Below are 17449 nucleotides of genomic sequence, written 5' to 3' on the forward strand. Positions count from 1 at the left end.
GCATCGGAAACCTAAAAGCCAAAAACGAATCAACGCCTAAAATACTCTGATGTGGCAAAAGTAAAAACCGCCTTTTTCTGCCAAAACTGCGGCACGCAATACGCCAAATGGCAAGGCCAGTGCAATTCGTGCAAACAATGGAATACCATTGTAGAGGAAATCATCCACAAGGAAGAAAAGCCCGTATGGCGCGCCTCGAACCACGAAACCAAACGCGCGGCCAAACCGTTGCGTGTGCATGAGATCGAATCCGGTGAGGAATATCGTTTAAACAGTCAGGACAACGAACTCAACCGCGTACTCGGAGGCGGCATCGTTCCCGGATCTTTGATTCTTTTAGGAGGCGAACCCGGAATCGGGAAAAGTACGTTGTTGCTGCAGATTTCACTTAAATTACCGTTTCGCACGCTTTACGTTTCGGGTGAGGAAAGCCAGAAGCAAATCAAGATGCGCGCCGAAAGGATCAATCCGAACAGCGATAATTGCTACATCCTTACCGAGACCAAAACCCAGAACATTTTCCGTCAGATCGACGAGATCGAACCCGATATTCTGATCATCGACTCGATCCAGACGTTGCATACCGATTATATCGAAGCCTCGCCCGGATCGATTTCGCAAATCCGCGAGTGTACGGCCGAACTCATCAAGTTCGCCAAGGAAACCAACATTCCCGTAATCCTTATCGGACATATCACCAAAGACGGTAACATCGCGGGTCCGAAAATCCTCGAACACATGGTCGATACGGTTTTGCAGTTCGAAGGCGACCGGAACCACGTTTACCGGATTCTGCGCTCGCTCAAAAACCGATTCGGTTCGACTGCGGAACTCGGCATTTATGAAATGCTCGGCAGCGGATTGCGCGAAGTGTCGAATCCGTCCGAAATCTTGATTTCACATCGTGAGGAAAACCTTTCGGGAACGGCGATTGCGGCAACTCTCGAAGGCATGCGCCCGCTGATGATCGAAATCCAGGCGCTCGTGTCTACGGCGGTTTACGGTACGCCGCAAAGAAGTACAACGGGTTACAACGCCAAACGCCTCAACATGATTCTGGCGGTTCTCGAAAAGCGAGCCGGTTTCCGATTGGGAACGAAAGACGTGTTTTTGAACGTGACGGGAGGCATTTCAGTAGACGATCCGGCGATAGATTTGGCGGTAGTCGCGGCGATTTTGTCGTCGAACGAAGACATTCCGGTGATGAAAGATTGCTGTTTCGTGGGCGAAGTCGGGTTGTCGGGCGAAATACGTCCGGTAAACCGCATCGACCAACGCATACAGGAAGCCGAAAAACTCGGATTCTCGCAAATTTTCGTATCCAAATACAACAAGATCTCATTGAAGAAAACCGCGATAAAAGTCAGTCTCGTTTCGCGTATCGAAGACGTCGCGACCGAACTTTTCGGTTAACATTTCTTAACATTTAAAACCTATATATTTAGTGTTTATTTGCGTCTGATGAAGAAAAGCACCAAAAAGAAAATCTACATTTCGCTCGGCTCGTTTTTCGGGCTTCTCATTTTGGCGCTCATTGCCGTTTTTATTTTCCGCGACCAATTGCTGCACAAGGCGATAGACAAGGTTTCGGACAAGATCGCCGAAGATTACGACGCCAAATTCAGCATAAAAGAAGCGCGGTTTACGGCTTTCAGCTCGATCGAGATGAAGGACATCCTTTTGGTTCCGAACCATGCCGATACGTTGTTCAGCGTCAAATCGCTCAATACCGAAGTCAATTTCTGGAAGCTTTTTACGGGCGATCTGCAATTGGGCAGACTTGTCGTGAAAGACGGTTTTATTCAATTGGTCAAGAATGCGCAGGGCAAGAATTTCGAATCGTTTTTGCATCCGAAAAAAGACGCCGAAGCCGTAGAGGAAGAAAGCACGAACGAACGCAAGAATTACGCAAAGCTGGGTTATCGCATCCTGAATCGCGCGCTGAACCTGATCCCGACGAACATGCAGCTCGAGAACATCGCGTTGCGCATGGACGACATGGGCCGCAAGGTCACGATGAAAATGGACAAGCTCGATTTGTCTGATAAGAGACTTCAGACCACGATCGACGTTTCTACCAATACGTTTTCGCAGCAATGGAAAATCTCGGGATTCGCCGATCCTCGCGACAAAAAAACCGATCTGCATTTTTATTCGACCGATTCTGCGGGAATCAAAGTGCCGTATGTAGACGAACGCTACAATTTGAAATCGGGGTTCGATTCGATCCGACTCAAGGTCGACGACATCGATTACAGCGGTGGCGAGATGAAAATCGACGGTTACAGTTCGATCGCGAATTTACGCGTGAACCATCCGAAAATCGCTTCGAAAGATGTTGTTATAGAGAACGCACAATTCGATTACCATTTCCTTTTCGGTGCCGATTTTATGCGCGTAGACAGTTCGTCGGTGGCCGTTTTGAACAAGATCAAGTTCAATCCTTATGCCGAATACAACGTCGAAGAAGACACGATCTACAAGCTCAAGGTCGACATCCCGAAAATGCAGGCGCAGGATTTCATCACGTCTTTGCCCAAAGGACTTTTCACGCATTTCGAAGGTATGGAAGCCACGGGCGCTTTCGATTACAAACTCGATTTCGCCTACAACAAGAACAAGCCGAACAAGACGGTTTTCAATAGTACGCTCAACAAGGACAACCTTAAAATCGTCAAATACGGTGAAGCCGATTTGGCTAAACTCAACGGAAGTTTTACCTATCGCGCGATCGAAAACGGCAGGCGATTGCGTCCGATTTTAGTGAATCCGGTAAACATTTACTACACGCCTTTAGATCAGATTTCGCCTTATTTGAAACGGGCGGTCTTGACTACCGAAGACCCGTCGTTTTATCAGCACAGAGGTTTTATTCCAGATGCGTTCCGACAATCCATCGTCCAGAACATCAAGACAAAACGCTTTGCCAGAGGCGCAAGTACGATCTCGATGCAGCTCATCAAGAACGTGTTCCTCACGCGCGAAAAAACGTTGTCGAGAAAACTCGAGGAAATCCTCATGGTGTACATCATGGAGAACAACCACATCGTGAGCAAGAATCGCATGTACGAGGTGTACCTGAACATCATCGAATGGGGACCGAACGTATATGGGATTGGCGAAGCGTCGTTGTTTTACTTCCTCAAACATCCGAGCGAACTCAACCTCAATGAATCGCTTTTCCTGGCGAGTATCATCCCGAAGCCCAAAGGTTTCATGTGGCAATTCGATGGGGAAGCGACGCTCAAACCGTACATCGTAAAACGAAATTCCTATCTCAAGAACACGATGATGCGACGCGGCTGGCTCACTTCGAACGATACGACGGCCCAAACCAAGAAAGTCGTTTTGTACGGAGCGGCGCGCGCTTATGTGAAAAAAGAAGACGAGAAGATCATCAACGTCGATACGCTCAACGTGGACGAGTTCGATTTTTAGTCAGATTTTTCGAGTTCTTTGAGTTTGTCGTACACCAAATTGCTTTCAAAACCCTTGCGCAGCAAATAATCACAGAACTTTTTGCGTTTTGCCTGTGTGATCACACCCGTGATCGACGCCCAATTTTTCTCGGCCGTGTCGTGGAAAGTCGCGTAATATTCGTCGGGCGTAATCTCTTTGAGTGCGGTTGCGATATTGCGTTGTGAGATATTTCGCAATTTCAGCTCATTGGTGATCCGGATTTTGCCCCATTTTTTGATGCGGTGCTTGCCTCGTGCGAACGCTATGGCAAAGCGTTCCTCATTGAGGAAATTGTGTGTGATAAGATGGGTCACGATTAGGTCGACGGCCTCGGGAATCATAGACATGGCGCGCAGTTTAGACAAAACTTCGTCATGGCAGCGTTCCTGATAGGCGCAATAGCCCTCGAGTTTGAGCCGTGCCTCGTCTACGGTGTAGGTTTTGCGCTTGGGCGACCAATTCTCAGCCATATGCAATTGTTAATAATTCTGAAGCCTAAAACGCTTGAAAATAAGTAAATTAGATGTAGATTTGTCGCCCCTTAAAAAGTTTGGGGAACAACAACACGAATATACGCCGTAAAAAGAGTCGAAAACAAAAACAAAAAGCCCTTTTAATGAAGATCAGATTACTCCTTTTAGCCCTCGCGTTTTGCGTAGGAGGAATGTTGAACGCACAGATTTATGTGCATAATTTCGAAGGAACGCCATACTCAACGCCTTATACGGCAGCGCCGAATACTTTGGCGGCAAATTTATCGGCGTCATCGTGGACTACGTCGCCGACGGTTTTCACCAATTTTGGAGGGGCGACAGGACAAGCATTATCCCTCAATAATTCTGGAGGAACGCCAACTTATACTTTGACATTTAACGTTGACGCCGGATATCAGCTGTCTGTCAATTCATTTAGTTTTTGGCGTGTGCGCAGTGGAACTGGCGCGCAAAATTGGAGCATGACCATTAACGGTATTTCCGTAGGTTCAGGAACTGTTCCGACAACTGGCGCGGGAACGGGTACACTCACGGTTTCGAACGCAGTTTCAAATTTGACGGGAACGGTCACTGTTGTATTGTCATTATCTGGGGCAAGTGGAACGGGAACATTCCGTCTTGATGATTTTACGTTGAACGGAAGCGTCAACCTTGCAGGTCCTTACACCATAACCAACGGTGACTGGAACGTCGGGGCTACATGGAATACGGGCATGGTGCCCACAAACACCGATAACGTAACCCTAACCGCTCCTTATGTCGTCTATACGACCGTGCCGCTGCAACGCGATGCCGTGACGATGGTCAACGGGACTTTTGAGCTTCGCGACGGCGGATTTGCCCAAGGCACGAACTTCACTTACGGAAGCGCCGGCGGACTCAATTTCAATACTACAGGCGTGTACAACGTAAACAATACTCATGTCTATTGGCCTGCCGCAAGCGGACCTTTTAACGTATCGGTACTTCAAGGCGGTATGCAGATGAACAGTACGTCGCGTACCGTTGCCGGAACTTTTGTGTCGGGCGGCAATCTTGGCGTTGCGTTTGCAACTCCGTCTGCGTTGACGCTTAACGGTATTTGCCGTATCGATCCTTCTGGCTATTTCTTGAATTCACCGATTTTCGGAAATGCATCCGAACTTATATATAATACCGGAGGAACCTTTGGCCGTGGTTTCGAATGGCTGTTCAACGGCGTAGGCACAATCGGTACTTCTGCGGGATATCCGAACAACGTCACGCTTTCGGCAAGTACGACCCTTAACTACAACAACGGCACGCCTGCAGCCAAAGCGCTCAACGGCAACCTAACGATTGACGCAGGAAGCCATTTCGACATGAACCAAGGAACGTCTTCGGCTCTTCCGTTGACCGTCGCCGGAAACGTGATCAACAACGGCACGATTACGCTTGGCAATGTCAATGCCGCCGACTTGAAGCTTTTTGGCGATTTCACCAATACAGGAATTTTTAACGGCAACGCCCGCGCGGTGTATTTCTCTAAAGCGACAGGTACGCAAACCGTTTCGTCTACTACAGGACTTACTTTTCCGTATGTGGTTTTCGACAGTACGGGCAGCCGCACGGTGCAGCTTAACAATGGGTTGACGATCAGCGCACCAAACGCAGGAAATGCGATCGCTTTCAATTCGGCCGCCGACGTTTTTAGCCTCAACAACCAATCGCTTACGATAGGTACGGTAGGCGTAGCGAATACGATAACAGGGAACGGGATGTTCAATGGTACGACAAGTACGACGACAACATCTTCTATGACCTTGATCGGAACAGGAAGTATAGGAACGCTCAATTTTGTGACGGGATCTCAGAATTTAGCGTCTCTTTCAATAAGCCGTACCACAGGCACAGCTGCAGCGACATTGGGAACTGCTTTGCGCGTCCAATCTGCGCTTACGCTTAACGGAGGCTACTTTGACGTGGGCAACAATGTGTTGACGCTCGGGCCTTCGATCGCCTATTCGGGAAGCGCGTCTAATTATATAATTGCCGATAAATCGAATGCCGCTGCCGAAGTACGCAAGATTTTCTCGGCAGCCGGAAATTTCACTTTCCCGATTGGAGATGCCGTGGCGTCACTCAACGGATCTCAATACTCGCCTTGTGCGATAATACTTGCCGGTGGGAGTTATTCGGCGACATCTTATGTGAGTGTCGGAGTGAACGACATACAGCATCCTAATTTTGAATCTGCCGCAGATTTTATTACACGCTATTGGCAAGTGGGTACTTCGGGCATAACGGCTCCGACGACTTTTACCGCATCCGGGACTTATCTACCGGCAGATGTAAATACTCCCGCAAACGAAGCCACCTATAAACGCCAACGTTGGGACGGAACGGCTTGGACTGCCGGAACAGTAGTTGCTGCATCTGCTACAGGACCGGTCAATTGTGTTGTGGCAAGCACGAACCATATTACGGCAGGGCTTAGGGACGTAGACATCAACGTACGAGGCGTGATTGCGGCCAACCCGACCATTACTTCCGGAGATGTGACGCCATCCGGATTGGACAATACGTTATTTGCCGCCCAGACTTTGGGGAACTCCCTTGCAAAAACGTTCCGAATCGAAAATATTGGCGACGGTAACCTTTCTGTACCGACCATTACGCTAACGGGCGTGAATCCTGGCGACTTCAGCATTACTGCTTCAACGCCATACAGCATTGCGGGACCAACTGGTTTCGTCGATTTTACCGTTACGTTCCAGCCGACAGCCAGCGGCGTACGCACGGCTATCGTGAACATCGCAAACAATGACAGTTCGGGATCAGAGAATCCGTATACGTTCATGGTTCAAGGGACTGGGGATTGCCCAACAAATACGAATACGGTTACACCAGCCTCAGGACCTGCAGGAACTGTGGTGACAATCACGGCGAATACCGGTAACCTGAATGGCGCCTCGGTTACTTTTAACGGCGTAGCTGCCGTGGTGACTCAGATTTCGGCTACTCAAGTTACTGTCGTGGTTCCGGTTGGAGCGGTTTCAGGACCAGTTATCACGACCAATGCCGCTGGATGTTCGGTAAGCACGACATTCGGCATCATAAAACAAGTTACGGGCGGATGCCAAGGAGGGGCTGCTTTGCCTTCAAGTCTTTTTATAAGTCAAGTCACCGATTCGGGAGCCGACGCTATGTCGTATATCGAAATCTATAACGGTACAGGTGCGGCTGTAAACCTGAACGGATGGTCGTTGCAGTTCTTCAATAACGGAAGCGCTACGCAAAATGGAGGTAACGTCGCGTTGAACAATGTCATGCTTCCCAATAACAGTATGTATACGGTAGTTGTTGGTACAAGTAGCCCTGCCTGCTCTGGTTTTACAGGCGGAAATGGCGAACTGGGCAATCAGTCGAGCGGCATTGGCGGAGTCAACTTCAACAACACCAACAACAATAACGGCCATGACCACATCAGGCTTTATAATGGCGCGACTCATGTAGACAGTTGGGGTGTCTATACGGATCAAACTTGGGCCGTATCGCTTAATTTGAACGGAAAAGGCGCGAATTTCGAGCGCAAGAACAACGTCGTGGCACCGAATACGACCTATACGAATGCCGATTGGAACATAACCGATTGGGGCGATACGTGTACCGATCTTGATTATTCAAATGTTGGATCTTTCGACTTTTTGGCCGGAACTCCGCCAACAGTCACCGTTCAACCGGTTTTCACCCCAAGCTGTAAGCAAACGTCGTTCACCGTAACGGCTACCGAAGGTTTTGTCGGAGGCAACGCGTTGGCTTATCAATGGTACGAAGTTGCGCCGGGAGCGACAACATGGACGGCTCTCGCCAATGTAGGCGTTTATTCGGGAGTGAGCACCGCGACGCTGACGATTTCGAATATCGCCGGACTTACCGGTTACCAATATTATGTACAAGTGCGTGAAAATACGGCTACGTGTTATACCGCCTCGAATGCGGTCATGATTACCGGAGTGACTACAGTGACCTGGAACGGAACGGCTTGGACGCCATCGGCACCGACCGCAACGACTCCGGCAGTCATCGACGGCAATTACAACACTGCGGCCAACGGAAGTTTCGAAGCTTGTAGCCTTACTGTAAACGGAACGCGTACATTGGTGATTTCACCGAATACTTACGTTTCTATCGTAAACGATTTGACGGTTGCCGCCGGAGGAACGCTTCAGGTCCAGGACGACGGTTCGCTTGTCATGATCGAGGACAGCGGCGTTGTTACCAATAACGGTACGACCCAAGTGGCCAGGACGACCACGCCTTTCGTGAAATACGATTATACATATTGGTCGTCACCGGTTTTCAATACGACATTGGGAGCGGCCATGCCAGGCTGGAGGTTCGATTATTCATGGACTTTCAACACCGCAAACTATACAGACGTCACCGGCCCGAACGGAACAGGCCCGGCCGATGGTTTCGACGACAACAACGATACGTGGACGCTTGCCGGTTCTGGAGCGACGATGATTCCTGCGAAAGGATATACGGTCATGACGCCTACGAATCTGCCGGCTTACCCGACTACCACGACGGTAACGTTTTCCGGAAGGGTCAACAACGGGATAATCAACATTCCGTTGTCTTTGAGCGCGAATCCGGCCGATACGGGAGACGATTACAATTTGGTCGGAAATCCGTATCCGTCGTCAATTTTTGCCGACGATTTCATCAACCTGAACACGAATACGTCGGGTACTTTGCTTTTCTGGACGCATTCCACGCCCGTGTCGAATACGGCTCCGGGACCTTACCAAAATAATTTCGTCACCTCCGATTATGCCATGTATAACTTGAGTGGAGGCGTCGCGAGTTCTAACGGAGGCGCCCAACCAACGGGTTATGTAGCCAGCGGACAAGGTTTTTTCATAGAGGCAATCACTGGAACGAATCTCGTTTTCAACAATTCGATGCGTGACAAAACGTACGGCAACGCGAATTTCTACAGGAACAGCAATATGGCTGTTCCGGCTCCGCAAAAAGACCGTGTTTGGCTTAATCTGCAACATGCTATCGGATTGTTCAGCCAGCAACTTATCTGTTATTCTGATGCGGCGACGCTCGATATAGACAGAGGTTACGATGCAGTTGTGAGCAATGCCGGAAACTCGGTGAGTTTTTATTCGTTCATCGCAGGCGACAAATACCGCATTCAGGGACGGCCTGCGTTCTGGACGTCCGACATCGTTCCGTTGGGATTGAAAACGGCACTTCCGGGAAGTTATACCATCAGTATCGAACATGCCGAGGGAATCCTGAACGATCCGTCCACGCCGATTTACCTTGAGGACAAACTTTTGAACGTAATCCACGATCTCAAACAAGGACCGTATGTTTTCGATATACCTCTTGGCGCTTCAGACGACCGTTTCCAATTGCGCTACACCGATTCGGCGCTTGGCAACCCGGTTCATGAAAATCCTGAGCAGAATGTGTTGGTGGTTTCTTCGGGCAACGATGTGCTGATAAAATCGGGTGTCGAAAATTTAGCTACGGTAGAAATTTTTGACATGGTCGGAAGATTGGTATACTCTAAAAAAGACATCAACGCCACCGAAATTACGATTCCGGTGTATGTTCAGGAACAAGCGTTGTTGGTGCGCATTGAGCTTACAGATGGAAGTCGTACGGCTAAAAAAATCGTCCATTAACGAACTGATACTATGTAGTTTATCGAAACTGTAATTTACGTTAAAAAACTAATCAGAAAAAACCGATGTAATTCATCGGTTTTTTTTGTTATTCGTCGAGAATGACTTTGTGTTAAATCGCTGTAAATCTTTTATTTGTATGTTTGAAAGTTACAATTCCCAAGCAAACAAATTAGCGTAATCCTACTACCATGAAACTGAGAATCTACTTATCTATTGCCTTTATTTTATTGGCATTCAGCGCGGTGAACGCCCAGGTAATGCTTACCGAGGCGGCTCCGAACGTGACTGTAGATTTCTCTGCATCGATGCAAACGACCGTCGGAACCAACCCAAGTACGGCATATAAGGCTGCAGGTTTCTCTCCGAACCCGACAATTGCAGGTAGGTTGAACTCCAACGCTTGGGACGTTCGCGGATTCGATTTTGGCGTTTTAGGCTTTGGTGGAACACAAACCGTAGATGATTTCGGTCGCGGTCAAATTACCAATCCCGTATTGACTGGCGGGCTTTATGCCTATACCGAATTGCCCGGAACGGTTGCGAATCCGGCTTTTATGGTACAACCGACCGATACCGATTTCAATCCCGGTTCGATTGTCCTCAAACTCAAAAACAACGGCACGACCAACCTGACCCAGCTTACGGTTTCCTATAATTTGTTTATCCGAAATGACGAAGGAAGGGCTTCTTCGTTCAATTTCTCGCATTCTTCGGATGATGTTGTCTATCAGGATGAACCGAGTCTCGATTACATTTCGCCAGAAGCTCCGGATGCTTTCCAATGGACGGCGATCGGCGTTTCTCCGGCGCGTTCCATCATCATTACGGGAATCAATATCGCTCCGGGCGGATTCTATTATTTGAGGTGGACTTCGCAAGACGTAAGTGGAACGGGCGATCGCGATGAATTCGGATTGGACGACATTCAGATTTCGGCCTACTACGGCGCGCCTGCTCCCGAAATAAACGTGAAAGGCGTTTCTGGCGTGACCGTTTTGACGGGAGATACGACTCCGACGGTAGCCGAAGGAACAGATTTCGCCCCAATCGGTTCGCCTCTTTCAACAGTCGGTGCGAGCCTAAATACGACTTTCCAAATCCAAAACCTCGGAGGTGCGCTGCTCAATGTAAGTAACATAACCATTACAGGACCGCAGGCGGCCGACTTTTCCATTTATATTCCCGCATCAAACAACCTGCCGACGGGAGACATATTACCGGCCGGTTCGGGGAGTAACTTCAGGGAACTCACGATTAAATTCGACCCAAGCGACGAAGGGCTGCGAAAAGCGCGCGTGACGATTTACAATACAGACAGTAATGAAGGCGTATATTGGTTCGATATCCAGGGATATGGACTCATCCCTAAGCCCGATATAAACGTAAAAGGAAATACCGGAGGCACGTCAAACATCACCAGTGGGAACATGATTCCGGCTGCGGGCAACAATACGCTTTGGGTAGCCGACCAGATCGTCGGAACAAGTGTTTCTAAAGACTATCGCATACAAAATACCGCCAACATCGCGTCGATCCTTCAATTGACGGGCACTCCGAAAGTACAGATCGGAGGGACGAACCCAGGTGATTTTGTCGTGACGACTCAGCCTACATCTACCAATATCAACGGTGGTTTTGGATCGAATTTCATAATTACCTTCACACCTCAGGCAGCGGGAATACGTACCGCTTTGGTCACGATTCCGAATAATGATGCTATCAATGATCCATTTACCGGATTGACCGAAAGTCCCTATACGTTCTTGATTCAAGGAAAAGGAATCACACCCGAAATCGATATCACGGGAAATTCACAACCCATCGTAAGCGGAAGCACGACTCCAACGCTTATCAACCATACTTTCTTCGATTATCTCAATATCACAGGCGCGACGCTCGACCGAACGTATACGATAAAGAACACGGGAACTGCGGCCATGACCATCGGCGCTTTGACCATAACGGGTGTCAATGCCTCGGAATTCTCAATCATATCTTCTCCGAGTGCAACGTTGGCAATCAATGCCAGCACTACTTTCACGATTCGTTTCGACCCATCGTCTGTAGGGATAAAGAACGCCCAGGTGAATTTGGTAAATAACGATTTTGATGAGAATCCGTACACATTCGCAATTCGCGGCTACGGACTTGACTATGTGCCTTGCGCGTACGGAGCGGTCGAAACCATTAGCATCCAGGATTTCGAAACCTCACCTGCAACGCCTACGTGGACCTATTCGGGAACTGGCTATACCGTTGCGGCGGGAACGGCTTATGGAGTTTCCGGGGATTCGGGTACAAGTAGCCGTTTTATAGGAGGAAGAAGCCTTCAAGTGACCAACGCCACTTCTAATGTGACCTTTGCCGCTACCAATACGCTACTTTACAGCGATATCGAACTGTCTTTCCGTTTGGCTTCGATGTCGACTAATAATACCGAAGGAAGCGATAATACCGATAAAATCATCGTCGCGGTGAGTTCTAACGGAGGCCTTACCTGGTCAAACGAATTGGATCTGATCGGTAACGCGAATGCGAAATGGAGTTTCACTTCGGGAACCGGAATCATCACCGCTACATACGACGGAAACAATGTCGTGACGAGTTACACTACGGCGACTGCAGGTTATATAACCGCCGACGGTATGAGCACGATCCGATTGGCGAACCTGCCTAAGGCGTCAAACCTTATGGTACGCATCACCCTAATCAACAATAGCGCAGCCGAAATTTGGGCCATCGACAACGTAAGCCTTTTCGGACGCAAGGAAGTGACCACAACTTGGAACGGAGCTTGGACGAACGGTGTGCCAACCCAAACCACCAAAGCGATTTTCGATGCCGACTATAACACTTCGCTAGGCAATATTACGGCCTGTAAATGTCAGATAAACGCAGGAAAAACGCTAACGATAGCAAGCGGGCAATACCTGAGCAGTGAAAGCGATATCGAGAATGCAGGTTCCATCATCGTGCAAAGCGGTGGAAGTTTGGTGCAGCGAAACGATTTTGCGACGAATATCGGCAATGTAACAGTACGTAGGAATTCAACCCCGATGAGACTTTACGATTACACCTATTGGTCGAGTCCGGTTGGCGGCCAAACGCTTTATAACCTGTCGCCGAATACGACTCCCGATAAATTCTATTCGTTCAACACCCAAATCAACAATTGGCAATCGGTGCCAAGTTCGTCGATCATGACGCCGGGAATCGGATATATCATCAGGGCGCCTCAAACCTTTACGTCTACGCCTCAGGTGTATGCGGCTAATTTTGTCGGAAGCCCGAATAACGGATTCGTGACACCGGCGGTTTACAACTCTATCGGAACCTGGAATTTGGTCGGAAATCCTTATCCATCGGCAATCAACGCCGACACCTTCCTGCAGCTTCCCGGAAATTCGGCCCTTCTTAGCGGAACAATTTATTTCTGGACACACAATACGCCAATCACGAACCAGAATTATGTGTACAACGATTATGCGGCGTACAACCTTTTGGGCGGAACAGGAACGATGGCCGCACCAAGTGTTGGCGTAAACAATACCATTCCGAACGGTAAAATCGCATCGGGACAGGGATTCTTTGTCGTAAGCCATACGCCAGGAAACGTCACGTTCAACAACAGTATGCGTCTCACAGGCAACAATACGACCTTCTTCAGGCCCGATCTTCAAGGCCATCATAATACAGGAACGGTTTCAGTGCCCGGAGATATAGAAAAACACCGTATTTGGCTTGATATCTTTAACGATTCGGGCTGGTTCAAGCAAACTTTGGTCGGTTATGCCGAAGGTGCGTCGAACGGAATTGATTTGCTGTTTGACGGACCGTTCGCCAACGGAGGCAATTTCCTATCGCTCTATTCGTTTATAGATCAAGGCCAAGATACGTTTGCTATACAAGGCCGCGGGCTTCCGTTCGTAGATTCCGACAAGGTGAAACTCGGTTACAAAACGACCGCTGCGGGTAACTTTTCGATTGGTCTTGAAGGATTCGACGGTTTGTTCGAAAACCAGAACATCTATTTGGAAGATAAGGTGCTCAACATCATCCACGATTTGAAACAAAGCCCGTATGCGTTCACTACTTCGGCGGGAACATTCGATACACGATTCGAATTGCGCTATACGACCGAACAGCTTTCCACTCCCGAATTCGATTTGCAAAACAGCCTGACGATTGCCGTCAACGACAATGCGATCCATCTCAAATCTTTTGGCGAGGATATCGAGTCGATTGCAGTATACGATCTTTTGGGCCGTAACATTTACGAAACCAACGATGTGCATTCGACCGATTTTACGATCCGGAATGTCGTCAGCAATCAGCAATCGTTGATCGTAAAATCAAAGTTGGCTAACGGAGCCGTGATTTCCAAGAAAATCATTTACTGATAAACTTCACTCTCATGATAAACCCCGGCTCGCGTCGGGGTTGTCTTTTATACGCCGATGCCAAGTTGTTTGTGCGTGCGCTCTATGGCTTGCTCATTCTTGTAATCGATCCAGGATTGGCCTTTCCATTTGCGCATCAGGTTGTCGAAATGGCGCATGATGAAAATGTTATATGCGGCCTTGCCAAGGTTTACGATTTCCCTCGGAAGCGCGCGTAAACTCATCGAAAATCCCGGAGTCAGATATTTCATATAATGCCAATAACCTTCAGGCATATACAGCATTTCGCCGTGTTTGAGCGTGGTGACAAGTCCTTTCGCTTTTTTGAGTGCCGGGAATTTCTCGAAATCAGGATTGTCGTAATCGATGTCTTCGCGCGAAATCAACGCATGCGGAACTTTGTACAAATACGGCGTTTGGTCGGGAGCGAACAATACGCAGCGTTTCGTGCCGTGAAAATGGAAATGCAGGATGTTCGAATAATCGATGTCGTAATGGATGAATACCTTCGAGTCGCGTCCGCCGAAAAACAGCATCGGCATTTGCTTGATGAGGCTCAATCCCAAATCGGGCCATTTGAAATCTTCGCGCAATACGGGAACCTGTTTTACCAGATTATACAGGAAAATGCGGTAATTCGTGGGCTTCGATTCGAGCAAATCGATATATTCGGACATCTTCATTTCGGCATGCGCCTGATTGAATTTGTCTTTGTGCGAAACGGGCCGGTCATCATACAAAGGGACGACTTGGTTTCCGGCCACATTTTTCATGTATTCGAAGTTCCATTTGTGGTAAGCCGGCCAGTCTTCGGTCAGTTTTTCGATTACCACGGGCTTCTGTTTCTTTACGTAATTGTTGTAGAAATCTTCTCTCGAGATAGACGCTACACGTTCAATTTCAGTTAGGTCTAAAGGCATGTGTTGTGTTGTTTTTGGACAAAAAAGTAGTGTTTTTGACCGCTTTCCTATCAAAGTTAGCGAGTGTTACGGAATTGTAAACTGCCCTTTCTGCTAATCTTTTGCCAAAAAAAAGCGCTTCCCCGAAGAGAAGCGCCATCCCAATTTAGATAAATAAAAAAACTACTCTTTCACTAATTTTGAGGTAAAAGTCTTGTTGGCAGTTGTGTTGATCCGCACAAAATAAACCCCGTTGCTCAAAGAGGAAACGTTGATATTAGGAGAAGTGGTTTCCATGATTTTCTGTCCGGTCACAGACCAGATTTGAGCCGAAACTAGCTCGCTCGCATCGATTCCGACGTTTACCGTGTCCGAAGCCGGGTTCGGATACAAAGCGATCGGATTCGGGCCTACAGGCTGATGCGTGCCAAGCTGCAAGTCTTCGATCACATATTTCACGACACCCAAATCGGATGTAGCGATGTAGCATTCGATCGTGTCGTCTTCAAAAAGATAGTCGACCCAATAACCTTGCAGGTAATTCAAGGTTTCTTCAGAAACGGTTTCCCAGTTTTGCCCGCCGTCGACAGAATAGTAAATCTGGGCCATACCTTGAGAATTCGCATGTACGGTTCCTACCAAAACACCGTTGTTCAAAGGCGAGTGTTTCACGCGATATACGTTGCCCCACATAAGCGACGTCCAGGTTTCGGCCGAATCGTACGACGTAAAAATCCCTACGCTTGAGCTCAACGTCAATTGTGTCGGATCTAACGGGTTTTGCGTCATGTCCCAAATAAGACCGCTGTTCGAAATCGCTTGGAGACCGTTGCTCTTTTCGATCCAGTTTTCGCCACCGTCGGTAGATTTGAAAACCCTGTCGTATAGTGAAATGTAAATTTCGTTCGAGTTTGCCGGATTGATCACGATTCCCGTCACCACACCGACACCTTCGCCCACATAAGGCGTGAAGATATCCGTAGAGATTACGTTGTTCATATCGGAAATATCAAGCTTGATCATGCTGCCGGCCTCGCCCGAGCGCAATGAAATGTAAATGATATTGTTGTTGTTCGGATCGATGGTAAGTTCCTGAATGTCGTCGGCGAATGCAGGATAGATATCGGTAGCCGTAGCGCCGTAATCGGTGCTCACGTTGATCGCTCCGCCAAAGAAGCCAAGCGAGGCAAACGTGAAAACACGCCCCGGAACGTTCGGGTCGGCATAGATGAAATTGCGCTTCGGATTGAACGAATTCACCAATTCCGTATCATATGCCTGTTGATCGCCCGTATTCATGTTTTTGTGCACGCGTCCGCCTTGTGCGCCGTAGTACAGATGCGTGACGCCGTTGTCTTTTACGACCGCGGTGCTGATGACGTTGTAGAACTTGGCTTTGATTTGGGTCAAGGAAGCACCTCCGTCAACGGTAAATTGCGGATAGAAATCGGTTCCGATAGCAATCTGGTCTTTGTTCGCCGGGTTGAAGGACGCGTTCAAACCATAGTAATATTGCATGCTCTCGCCAACAGGATATACCGTCTGCGTCCAACTTGCGCCTCCGTTAATCGTCGTAAGGATTTCGTTTTCGTCGAGCACGATGATATTGCTCGGATCCTGAGGGCAATATTTGACCGTCGTGATGTTGTTAAGCGTCTGGTCGTTCCAGGTGATTGGAATGACTGACCACGTCGAACCGCCGTCGGTAGACTTATACAGGTTTTCAGGATGCACTCCGGCGCCTATACCCGTACCCAATAGGATTTCCTGCGCATTGGTCGGATGGAAAGCGATCGGATCAAGCGTGATACCTGAAAGTTTTTCGTTAAAAGTAGCTCCCGCATCGGTAGAAATCCACAATCCGCCGTCTATATCGGTATTCCCGTGGCTGCGCATGAGGAAAATCTTATCGGGATTGTTCGGGCTGATGGCCACGTTGTTAATGAACACGTTGTCGTGATCGACGGTGTAGTAAATTTCATTCCAGGTGTTGCCCGAACTCGAAGTGTAGAAGGCTTTTCCGAAACTCGACAAACCGACGCGGAAGTTCGTGTTCACCAAAATCGTCGTGCCTTGTGCGTCGTAAACCGAATACGAAGTTACGGTATGCGCCGCAGCTTCGGGAACGTTGCTTTGAGGAACCGGGAAGAAATGTGTGAGTTGTTGTGAAGCGATGTCGACGAATCCGATGCCGCTTCCTACAGAGAACGAAAGGCCTGCGTTTCCAGGCAACAATTTCAAATCTCTCATGTATTCACCAGACGGGCTCGAAAAGAAAAGATGCCACGAAAGTCCGTTGTCGTCAGACGATACGATGTGGTTGCTTAGCGTAATGGCATAAATGCGATTTGGGATGGTTGCATCGTAAGTAAGGTCGTATAACTTCCCGTACTGTTCCGTTGCTTCAAAAGTGGTTTGCGCCTGGGCCGAAAAAAGCGACCAAAGCAGCAAGGCAAGCGTAATAGGTTTTTTCATTGCGGTTTTTTTGTTTTCCGAAAGTTTCAGAAAAACAAGCCCCAATTCAA

7 protein-coding genes are annotated in these 17449 nt (G+C 48.4%); 4 read left to right on the plus strand and 3 right to left on the minus strand.

Features of this window, described 5'->3' with window-relative positions; genetic code table 11:
- Nucleotides 1–51: 51 nt before the first annotated feature.
- Nucleotides 52–1413 carry a DNA repair protein RadA gene (gene radA, locus HZF10_RS05460; protein WP_176005172.1) on the plus strand — a complete coding sequence of 454 codons (1362 nt, stop codon included), beginning with the start codon at nucleotides 52–54 and terminating at the stop codon, nucleotides 1411–1413.
- A gap of 48 nt (nucleotides 1414–1461) precedes the next feature.
- Nucleotides 1462–3438, plus strand: a complete 1977-nt coding sequence (locus HZF10_RS05465; protein ID WP_176005173.1) for a transglycosylase domain-containing protein — start codon at nucleotides 1462–1464, stop codon at nucleotides 3436–3438.
- Here the strand turns inward: HZF10_RS05465 and HZF10_RS05470 are convergent.
- The gene (locus HZF10_RS05470) at nucleotides 3435–3929 is read right to left on the minus strand and encodes a regulatory protein RecX (protein WP_176005174.1); all 495 of its coding nucleotides are present in this window, start codon (nucleotides 3927–3929) and stop codon (nucleotides 3435–3437) included. The two genes, HZF10_RS05465 and HZF10_RS05470, sit on opposite strands and share 4 nt — an antisense overlap.
- A 146-nt stretch (nucleotides 3930–4075) precedes the next feature.
- On the opposite strand from HZF10_RS05470, the gene HZF10_RS05475 reads away from it, so the two are divergent.
- Nucleotides 4076–9622, plus strand: coding sequence for a RemA C-terminal-like gliding motility protein (locus tag HZF10_RS05475; protein ID WP_176005175.1), 5547 nt, complete (start codon nucleotides 4076–4078; stop codon nucleotides 9620–9622).
- A 191-nt stretch (nucleotides 9623–9813) separates the two neighbouring features.
- Nucleotides 9814–14025: a RemA C-terminal-like gliding motility protein gene (locus tag HZF10_RS05480; RefSeq protein WP_176005176.1), complete on the plus strand. Its 4212-nt coding sequence runs from the start codon at nucleotides 9814–9816 to the stop codon at nucleotides 14023–14025.
- A 47-nt stretch (nucleotides 14026–14072) separates the two neighbouring features.
- On the opposite strand, the gene HZF10_RS05485 is transcribed toward HZF10_RS05480, so the two are convergent.
- Together HZF10_RS05485 and HZF10_RS05490 are read right to left on the minus strand one after the other, a co-directional pair.
- On the minus strand, nucleotides 14073–14945 hold the full coding sequence (locus tag HZF10_RS05485) for a cupin-like domain-containing protein (protein ID WP_176005177.1): 873 nt from the start codon (nucleotides 14943–14945) through the stop codon (nucleotides 14073–14075).
- A gap of 162 nt (nucleotides 14946–15107) precedes the next feature.
- The gene (locus tag HZF10_RS05490; RefSeq protein ID WP_176005178.1) at nucleotides 15108–17399 is read right to left on the minus strand and encodes a T9SS type A sorting domain-containing protein; all 2292 of its coding nucleotides are present in this window, start codon (nucleotides 17397–17399) and stop codon (nucleotides 15108–15110) included.
- Nucleotides 17400–17449: the final 50 nt, after the last annotated feature.

Origin of the sequence: Flavobacterium agri (genome assembly GCF_013401995.1) — a bacterium.
Taxonomy (GTDB): Bacteria; Bacteroidota; Bacteroidia; order Flavobacteriales; family Flavobacteriaceae; genus Flavobacterium; species Flavobacterium agri.

Excerpts from the sequence above, each read along its gene's own strand:
- HZF10_RS05465 (WP_176005173.1), top strand. The coding sequence starts at position 1,462 with ATGAAGAAAAGCACCAAAAAGAAAATCTACATTTCGCTCGGCTCGTTT.
- HZF10_RS05470 (WP_176005174.1), bottom strand. The coding sequence starts at position 3,929 with ATGGCTGAGAATTGGTCGCCCAAGCGCAAAACCTACACCGTAGACGAG.
- HZF10_RS05475 (WP_176005175.1), top strand. The coding sequence starts at position 4,076 with ATGAAGATCAGATTACTCCTTTTAGCCCTCGCGTTTTGCGTAGGAGGA.
- HZF10_RS05480 (WP_176005176.1), top strand. The coding sequence starts at position 9,814 with ATGAAACTGAGAATCTACTTATCTATTGCCTTTATTTTATTGGCATTC.
- HZF10_RS05485 (WP_176005177.1), bottom strand. The coding sequence starts at position 14,945 with ATGCCTTTAGACCTAACTGAAATTGAACGTGTAGCGTCTATCTCGAGA.
- HZF10_RS05490 (WP_176005178.1), bottom strand. The coding sequence starts at position 17,399 with ATGAAAAAACCTATTACGCTTGCCTTGCTGCTTTGGTCGCTTTTTTCG.